The sequence below is a fragment of the Streptomyces macrolidinus genome (assembly GCF_023887685.1).
Classification (GTDB): domain Bacteria; phylum Actinomycetota; class Actinomycetes; order Streptomycetales; family Streptomycetaceae; genus Streptomyces; species Streptomyces macrolidinus.
Genome location: NZ_JAMWMR010000011.1, coordinates 159,405 through 166,921, shown reverse-complemented (window position 1 = coordinate 166,921; position 7,517 = coordinate 159,405). Strand labels below are relative to the sequence as shown.

General features: G+C 71.1%; 7 protein-coding genes. 5 read left to right on the top strand and 2 right to left on the bottom strand.

Annotation, left to right across the window (positions count from 1 at the left end; genetic code table 11):
* Positions 1-272: 272 nt before the first annotated feature.
* A complete protein-coding gene (locus tag NGF19_RS15405) occupies positions 273-656 on the top strand; it encodes a BlaI/MecI/CopY family transcriptional regulator (protein WP_308288486.1) in 384 nt (127 codons plus the stop codon).
* A gap of 6 nt (positions 657-662) precedes the next feature.
* Entirely contained in the window at positions 663-1,595 is a 933-nt protein-coding gene (locus NGF19_RS15400) for a M56 family metallopeptidase (protein WP_252425454.1), read from the top strand.
* 75 nt (positions 1,596-1,670) lie between these two features.
* Here the strand turns inward: NGF19_RS15400 and NGF19_RS15395 are convergent, their stop codons facing one another.
* Together NGF19_RS15395 and NGF19_RS15390 are read right to left on the bottom strand one after the other, a co-directional pair.
* Entirely contained in the window at positions 1,671-2,126 is a 456-nt protein-coding gene (locus NGF19_RS15395) for a tellurite resistance TerB family protein (RefSeq protein WP_252425453.1), read from the bottom strand.
* Positions 2,127-2,209: 83 nt separating this feature from the next.
* A complete protein-coding gene (locus NGF19_RS15390; RefSeq protein ID WP_252425452.1) occupies positions 2,210-2,662 on the bottom strand; it encodes a hypothetical protein in 453 nt (150 codons plus the stop codon).
* A gap of 313 nt (positions 2,663-2,975) precedes the next feature.
* Here NGF19_RS15390 and NGF19_RS15385 point away from each other — a divergent pair, with 313 nt between their 5' ends.
* From NGF19_RS15385 to NGF19_RS15375, 3 genes are all read left to right on the top strand, one after another.
* The gene (locus NGF19_RS15385) at positions 2,976-3,305 is read left to right on the top strand and encodes a WGxxGxxG family protein (protein WP_252425451.1); all 330 of its coding nucleotides are present in this window, start codon (positions 2,976-2,978) and stop codon (positions 3,303-3,305) included.
* 214 nt (positions 3,306-3,519) lie between these two features.
* Positions 3,520-4,008: a hypothetical protein gene (locus tag NGF19_RS15380; RefSeq protein WP_252425450.1), complete on the top strand. Its 489-nt coding sequence runs from the start codon at positions 3,520-3,522 to the stop codon at positions 4,006-4,008.
* Between the two features lie 83 nt (positions 4,009-4,091).
* Positions 4,092-7,508 (top strand): CHAT domain-containing protein, encoded by a 3,417-nt coding sequence (locus NGF19_RS15375; RefSeq protein ID WP_252425449.1) that lies wholly within the window; start codon positions 4,092-4,094, stop codon positions 7,506-7,508.
* Positions 7,509-7,517 lie beyond the last annotated feature (9 nt).

Below are 7,517 nucleotides of genomic sequence, written 5' to 3'. Positions count from 1 at the left end.
CACCCATGCTTCACCCCTCCATACACGCGGTCGGTTCGGATCCGTGTCACGGACCCGAGCTAGAATCTACAACACTGTAGAAACAATCGGAGGGGGCGGTGAGAAGGCGACTCCTCATGCGTCACGCGCTGTCTCGGGGAGGCCGGCGCGAGTTCGCCCGCAGACCACAGGAACAGGCGTCTACGGCGTGAAGGGGCCCTGACCGTCCGCTCTATACGATGTGCACCCCCGGTGCGAGGAATCGAGGCGGGGGACCAGAAAGGAGGCCGTGCGTGGCGGAGCCGGATTCGCGCCGTCGGCGCAGGGCACAGGGCACGTTGGAAACGCGGGTACTCGCGGCGCTGCACGAGGCCGGGGAACCGGTGACCGCGGGCTGGGTGCAGGAGCACCTGGCCGCCGACCTCGCATACACAACCGTGATGACGGTGCTGGTCCGCCTCCTGGCGAAGAATGCCGTGACGCGCAGACGCGAAGGCCGCTCGTTCGTATGGATGCCGACTGCGGACGAGGCGGGCCTCGCCGCGTTGAAGATGCACCGGGTCCTTGACGGTGAGCAGGACCGCAGAGCGGTGTTGGCCAGCTTCATCACCACGCTGCCGGAGGGCGACGAGCAACTGCTGCGCGAACTGCTGGACCAGGCCGGCGACGAGGACTGAGACGGCATGGGCATCTTCGTCTTCCTCCCGCTGGTGCTGCCGTTAACGGCCTGGCCGATCGCGCGCCTGGCCGCACACCGGCTCCACCCGCGCACCGCGACGACACTGCTGACCGGGGTCTCCTGTGTCATGGCCGTGTGCAGCACGGTGTGCCTGGCCCTGCTGATGGTCGTCGGCACCGCTCAACTTCCGGGCAATCCGCTGCCGGACGGCTGGTCGGACCCCGAGGTGCGTGAGAGCGTGCCGCGCCACGAGATCGCCGGGAAGGCCGCGATCCCGGCACTGATCGCAGCCGTGGCGAGCTGCGCTCGCGCTCTGCTGCATCATCACCGGGTACGGCGTCGTGCCCACCAAGCCCTGGAGGGCCTGCCGCGCACGGAGGTGGCGGTGCTGCCCGACTCCCAGTCCTACGCCTACGCGCTGCCCGGCGGGCCGCGCGACCGCGTCGTCGTCTCGACGGCGATGCTCACCAGCCTGGGCTCCCGGGAGCGCCGCGCCCTGTTCGCCCACGAGCGCGCTCACCTCGCCGCCCGGCACCACCGCCACCTGCTCCTCGTCGAACTGGCCGCCTGCGCCAACCCGTTCCTACGCCCTCTGCGGACAGCAGTCGCTTACACGACGGAGCGGTGGGCAAACGAGGAGGCCGCCCTGGCCGTCGGCAGCCGCAAGACGGTCGCCCGCGCGATCGGCAGGGCGGCCCTGGTCTCTCGCGGCACCCCCGCGCCCACACTCGCCGGCCTTGCCGAGCCCGGCCCGCTTCCCCGTCGCGTCGCGGCCCTCCTCGGACCCGCACCGGCCGCGCGCTCCTGGCCGCCCGTCTTCACCGCCGTGGGCCTGGCCCTGTGGACAGCCACCACCGGAACCCTCCTGTCGGCGATGTTCTCAGCCAACTCGGCGGTCACCCTGCTGCTCCTGCTGCACGCTGCCACGCCCCTCTGACGCCCGTACGCTGTTGGGGCCGACAGGTCGACACCCCCGTCGACCCCAGCAGTGACCTGCTCGGAGGAGCCTCGGTCACAGGTCGAACTCGTGGGGCGGCAGCCCCAGCGCGAAGCAGGCGTCCCGAACCACAGCGCGCTCCGTGTCGTCGAAGTCGCCGTCGGCGCCTCCGATGACGATGCCGATCTGGATCACGGCCCGTGCCTCGGCGGGCTTCTTCTTCGCCTTGGCGACCTCCTGCAGCACGCTCACCTTGCCGAAGTCGAAGTCGGCGGTCAGCTTGTCGAGGTTGTCCTCGAAGCGGCGCTGGAGGTCGTCGGCGGGGAAGTTCCGCAGCACCTCGTTGCTGAAGATGAGCTGTGCGACGCGCTGCCGTTCGGACGGGTCGATCTTTCCGTCAGCGGCGGCGACCAGGGCACACATCGCCATGCTCGCATCGCGGAACGCACCACTCTTGAGGTCGTTCTTCTTCGCCGCAAGCTGCGTCTGCATCTGCGACGCCGAATCCTTGATGCGGTCCCACAGGGCCATGTCGCCTCCGTTGCGCTCCGGGGCCGCCACATCGCGCAGGAAGGCGAACCGGCAGCCAGCTCATTTCTACAGCGTTGTAGAAACTAGCAGAGCGGGCAGATCCACTTCACACATCCGAGGGTCCAACGTGTGGCGCGATCCCCGGCTGTGCGCACCACACCGGTACGGATCCGGGAACCACGGAGCGGCGAAGGGGCTTTCCGCCCAGATCCGCAGCAGCGTGAGCAGCCGTCGGCGCCGCTCATCGCGCGTGGGCTCCACCGCGGCACCGCCACGGCCCCGATACGCCCCATGAACTGCGTCCAGGACCCCTTCCCCGCCATTCCCGGACCTTCGTCCGGCGTGGTCGGATTCCACGTCCCGGCCAGATAGCGCCCCGTCCGCTCGATACCGGCCAGCGCCCCCTCGTGGCCCCAGTACCCCAAGCTGTTCACGAGCCCGTCGAGCGCGACCGCCACCAAGTGATCGTCCAGGGCCGAGACCTCGGCCCGCGCCGTCATCAGCTCGCCCGCCGCCACCAGCTCGCCCGCCGTCATCCTGTCCCCCGTACCGCGCCCGAACGCTCCGTGCGGAGATCATGACGTACGGGTCTGACGACGAAGCGTGACGCCCACCCGTCATCGATGCCGGGCACCGCTCGGTCGTGCGCGCGCTCACAGAGCCGGCCGACGCGCAAGTCGGGACGGACAAGTCACTCGTTCGGCCTAATGGCGCTGGGGGCCGCATTCCCCGAGGAGTCGGCTCAGATCCGCTCCAGGAGAGGCTTTCGTCGTCGTCGGAGTTGCGCGGCACTCTGACGTCGCGCGACATAGGAATGAGACCCGTTCATGGGTCATGCAAGGAGGAACTATGCGTCGCACGACAATCGGTGCTCTCCTGTCCGTCGCTCTCCTCGCGGGACCCGCCGCGGTCACCGCGGAGGCGCAGGCACAGCCGGTGGCCCGGACAGTCACCGTGCAGGCCGCTCAGAGCCAGACCCAGAGCCCGACGCAGGTCGACCGCAACAAGGACGATGGCGGCGGAGGATGGGGACTTTGGGGCCTCGCCGGTCTTCTCGGTCTGCTCGGTCTCGTCCCTCGTGGACGGAAGGGCCACGACACGGGGACCTATCGGGGCACAGGAACCGGGCCCGGCACCGGCACCGGCACCGGCACCGGCACACGCACAGACCGTCCTTGAGCCGTCGCGTTCCACCTTCCTTGCTGGCAGCAGTGTCGAGTGGGCGGTGCACCCCGCCGAGGGGTGTACCGCCCGACTGCTGACGGCCCACCGTTGCCGTATGACACCCCCACTGTTGCCGTATGACACCGCCACTGCTGACGTATGACGCCCCACTGCTGACGTACTTGTCCGAACAGCCCCCTGCGTCGCCGTCGATGGGCACACTTGGGGCATGTCCCGACAACACGATCTGGCACAGGAGATCCGCGCACTCTCCGACGCGGAGGCGGTGCGGGCGCTGGCGGTACTGGTGGAGGACCGGGGGCTGCTCGCCTCGGCCGCGGGGATGTCCGTGACGGATGACGAGTTACGTGATGCCTTGGGTGCGGCTGGGGTCGTAGGGGGTCTGCCCGCACCGGAGGGTTCTTCGGTCGGCGCGGGGGACGTCGCGCGGAGTGCGCTCCACTACGCCGCCGCTCAGGGGGACTTGGCGGGCGTGGTCGGTGAAGCCGTCGAGTACGTGCGGTCGCCGCTCGATCGGTTCGATCCCGTGGCCGTCTCCGTCGGTGTACTTGTCGTCACGCTGCTCCAGACGGAGGTCATGGTCAAGCGGGACCCCCGTGGCAGATGGAGTCTGACCGTGCACAAGCGGGCCCTCGGGGACTCCTCGCTCGGGCGTCTGCTGGCGACGCTTCTCTCCCATCTCACCAACGGCAAGTAGTTCGGGGGTACTTGATGTCGGTGTCGGTGAGGGCCCCCTACTCGTGGCGCTGCGAGGCGTGTGGCAGGCAGTGCCAGGTTCCGGTGTGGCACGTCGTCGACGGCCGTGAGCGCGCCGATGTCCTGGAGGAGCACGGTACGCCGCCGGACGGGTTCGAACCCGGTCTGTGCTGGGTGGACTGCCCCGGCTGCGGCAGCCCGGCGCCGATCGAGGCGCCGCTGTTGGTCCTGCGGCCCCACGCGTCCGCACCGATGCTGTTCGCGACCTCCGTCGCCGAGCTTCAGCAGGACGCCACGGCGACCGCGACCGAACTGGTGGCGCAGGCGGCGCAGGCCGGCGCCTTCCGCGGCACCCCTTTCGGCGGGCGGGTGATCCAGCTGCCCCGCAGGCTGCTGCCACACGTACTGAGCCGTGACGTCGACCGCGATCTGGCCGATCCCGAGGCCGCGTTACGGGAGTTGACGGTTCACGGGCCGCCGACGGTCGCCAACTACCAGAAGTTCCTGCAGTACGTCGCCGAGAACAAGGAGGAGGCACGCCTCGGGGAGCTGCTGCACGTCGTCACGGTGACCTCGCCGGATCGGCTGGCCCAACTGGTCAGGACGCACCCCGAGTTCACCGACGACAGCCGCGTACGGGACGCCGGTGCCGAGGAGTTGCGCACGGCCCTCGGTACCCCGCTGGAAGCGACGCTGCGCGTACGCCAGCAGCTTCTGGAGGATCTGTGCGGCGGCCGGATGCCCGTCCGTACGGCGATCGACCGCTACGCCGCGTCGCTGGGCGCCTTCGCCCACGACCTGCGGGCCCACCTGCACACGATGTACGCCACCGTGCGAGCCACCGACGACCTCAGCGTGATCCCCCTGGCCCGCGAGGCCTTCGAGCTGGCCGGGCAGCTCGGCGAGGGGGAGATGGAGACGGAACTCGCCGCCCGGCTCGGCGAGCGTCTGGTGGTCGCCGTGCGCACCGGGCTCGACGCCGACCTGTCCGAGGCGCTGCGCGTCCTGGAACACGCCCTGGCCCGGCTGCCCGAAGGCGGTCTCCAGTGGGCCGAGGTGGCGAACAACCTCGCCGCCGCCCAGCATCTTCGCGACGACGGCGACCGTCTCGAGCGCTGGGAGACCGCCCGCGACCTGCTCGCCCGCGCCACCGCGCTCGACCGCCGTGCCCAGCCTGAATCCTGGGCGCGGATCCAGACCAACTACGGGCTGCTGCTCGCCGAACGGCCCGGCGGCGACCGTATGGATCTCACCCTGGGCATCGACCACGTCAACGCCGGACTGGCGGAACGCTCCCCCGAGCGGAACCCGGTCGACTGGGCGTACTCCCAACTCAACCTGGGGCTCCTGCTGTTCCGGCGCGCCGAGCCGGACGACCTCGCGCAGGCGGAGCGGTGCTACCGGAACGCCCTGCGCCACCTGCGCCCGGACGACGACCCGGTGCTGTGGTCGCAGGTGCGGTGCAACCTGGCCGATCTGCTGCTCTCCCGCGAACCGGCGGACCCGCGCGGCGCTCGGGAAGCGGCCACCGCCGTGGTCGAGTTCGACGCCGCCCGTCCGGGTCTCCTCGACACCGGCCGCGCCACCTGGCTGCTGGCCCGAGCCGCCGACCTGCTCGACGGTCCCGGCAGCGCCGAGAGCGTACGACTGCGCCATGCGGCCCTGGCCGCCGCACCGCCGCGCGTCGCGCCGTCCCTGCATCTGTCCATCGCCCGGGAAGCGGTCAACTCCCTTGCGGAGTACGAGGACTGGGACGGCGCGGCCGAGGTCGCGTCGGGCATGCTGTCCGCCGTCCACGCGCTCTACGACGCCCAGGTCACCGCGGCCGGTCGGCGCAGTGTGCTCGCGCAGGCGAACGGCATCGCCCGCCGGGCCGCCTTCCTGCTGGCCCGCGCGGGGCACCCGGACCGTGCGGTGGAAGCGATCGAACGCGGTCTGGCCTGCGAGTTGTCGGTGATGACCGGGCGGGACACGGTGGACCTGGAGGCGCTGGAGCGCGTCGATCCCCTGCTGGCCCAGCGCTATCGGCGGGCGCGCGAGCGGTACCGGGTCCTGGTGGCGCAGGCGCCCGCAGGTCCGGACGACAGTACGTCCGCGGGCCCGTACGGCGGCACGTCCGCAGGCCCGTACGGCGATACGTCCGCGGGGCCCGTCCTCGGGGCAGCGGCGGCCGAGCGCGCCGTGCGCCAAGTGGTCGAGGAGATTCGTACGATCCCCGGTTTCGAGAGCTTCCTGCGCACCACGGAGCTGGCGGACATCGTGCGGGCCGCCGGTGGCATGCCGCTGGCCTACCTGGTGAACGCGCCCTGGGGCAGCTACGTCCTCGTGATCCCCCGCGACGCGGACGCGCTCGCGCAACCTCTTGTGCACGCCTTCTTCGTCCCCGAGGTGAGCAGCACCTCGATCGTCCGCCTCCTGACGCTGGACCCGGACGTCGAGAGCGCGGGACTGCTTGTGGTCCAGCAGGCCGGTGTCCTCAAGCGGCGTCGGCTGCTCCCGGCGGCCGTGGACCGTCTCCGGGGTCTCGCGCCGCTGCTGCGTCCCGTGGCCCGGCTCCTGGCGCGGGACCCGAGGCACGAGGCGGTCGTCGTGCCCACCGGTCTGCTGGGACACGTCCCGCTGCACGCCGTACCGCTCGGCCCGGAGACGGACGGCCCGGAGACGGACGTCGTACGCGATGGCGCACTCGACGAGGTGAGCCATGACGCGCTCGATGGCGTACTCGACGACACGGGCACGTTGACGCTCGCGCCGTCGGCAGGCGTGTACGCCGCCTCCCGTGCGGCTGCCGCACGGCCGCCGCTGCCGGTGCCGCGTCTGGTCGCCGTCACCGACCCGGACGGTTCGCTTCCCGGCGCCCGCAGCGAACTGGCCGAGCTGCGCGACCTGTTCGCTGCGCAGGGCGAGACCTTCCACGCGATCGGTTCCGATGCCACCGTCGGGTGGTTGCTCGATCACCTCGCCAACGCCTCGTATCTTCACCTGAGTTGCCATGGCAGAGCGGAGTTCGCGGGCCGGGGAGGCTCACTGGCCCTCGCGGACGGCCAGTTGGACCTGGACACCTTGGTGCGCCGCCGACTGCCGTACTGCCGCCTCGTGGTCGCGAGTGCCTGCCAGTCCGGTCACTACGAGATCAAGGAGGCGCCCGACGAGTTCGTCGGCCTCCCGGGCGGCTTCCTGCAGGCCGGGGCCGCCTGTGCGATCACCAGCCTGTGGCAGGTGAACGACATGGTGACCGCGCTGCTGATGACACGCCTGTACGAGCTGCTCGCCCCCGCAGGCCCCGCGCCGGGCGAACCACCCGCGTCCGCGCTGCGCCGCTCGCGGACCTGGCTGCGCGGTCTGACCTGGGACGGCCTTGCGCGGTACACCGCGGCCCATCCCCATCTCGCGGCCCTGCTCGGACAGTACGGACCGTCCGCCCGGCCGACACCCGACCGGGACGAGCGTCCGTTCGCCTCGCCCGTCCACTGGGCCGGGTTCACCGCGTGGGGGGTATGAGCGGGGGCG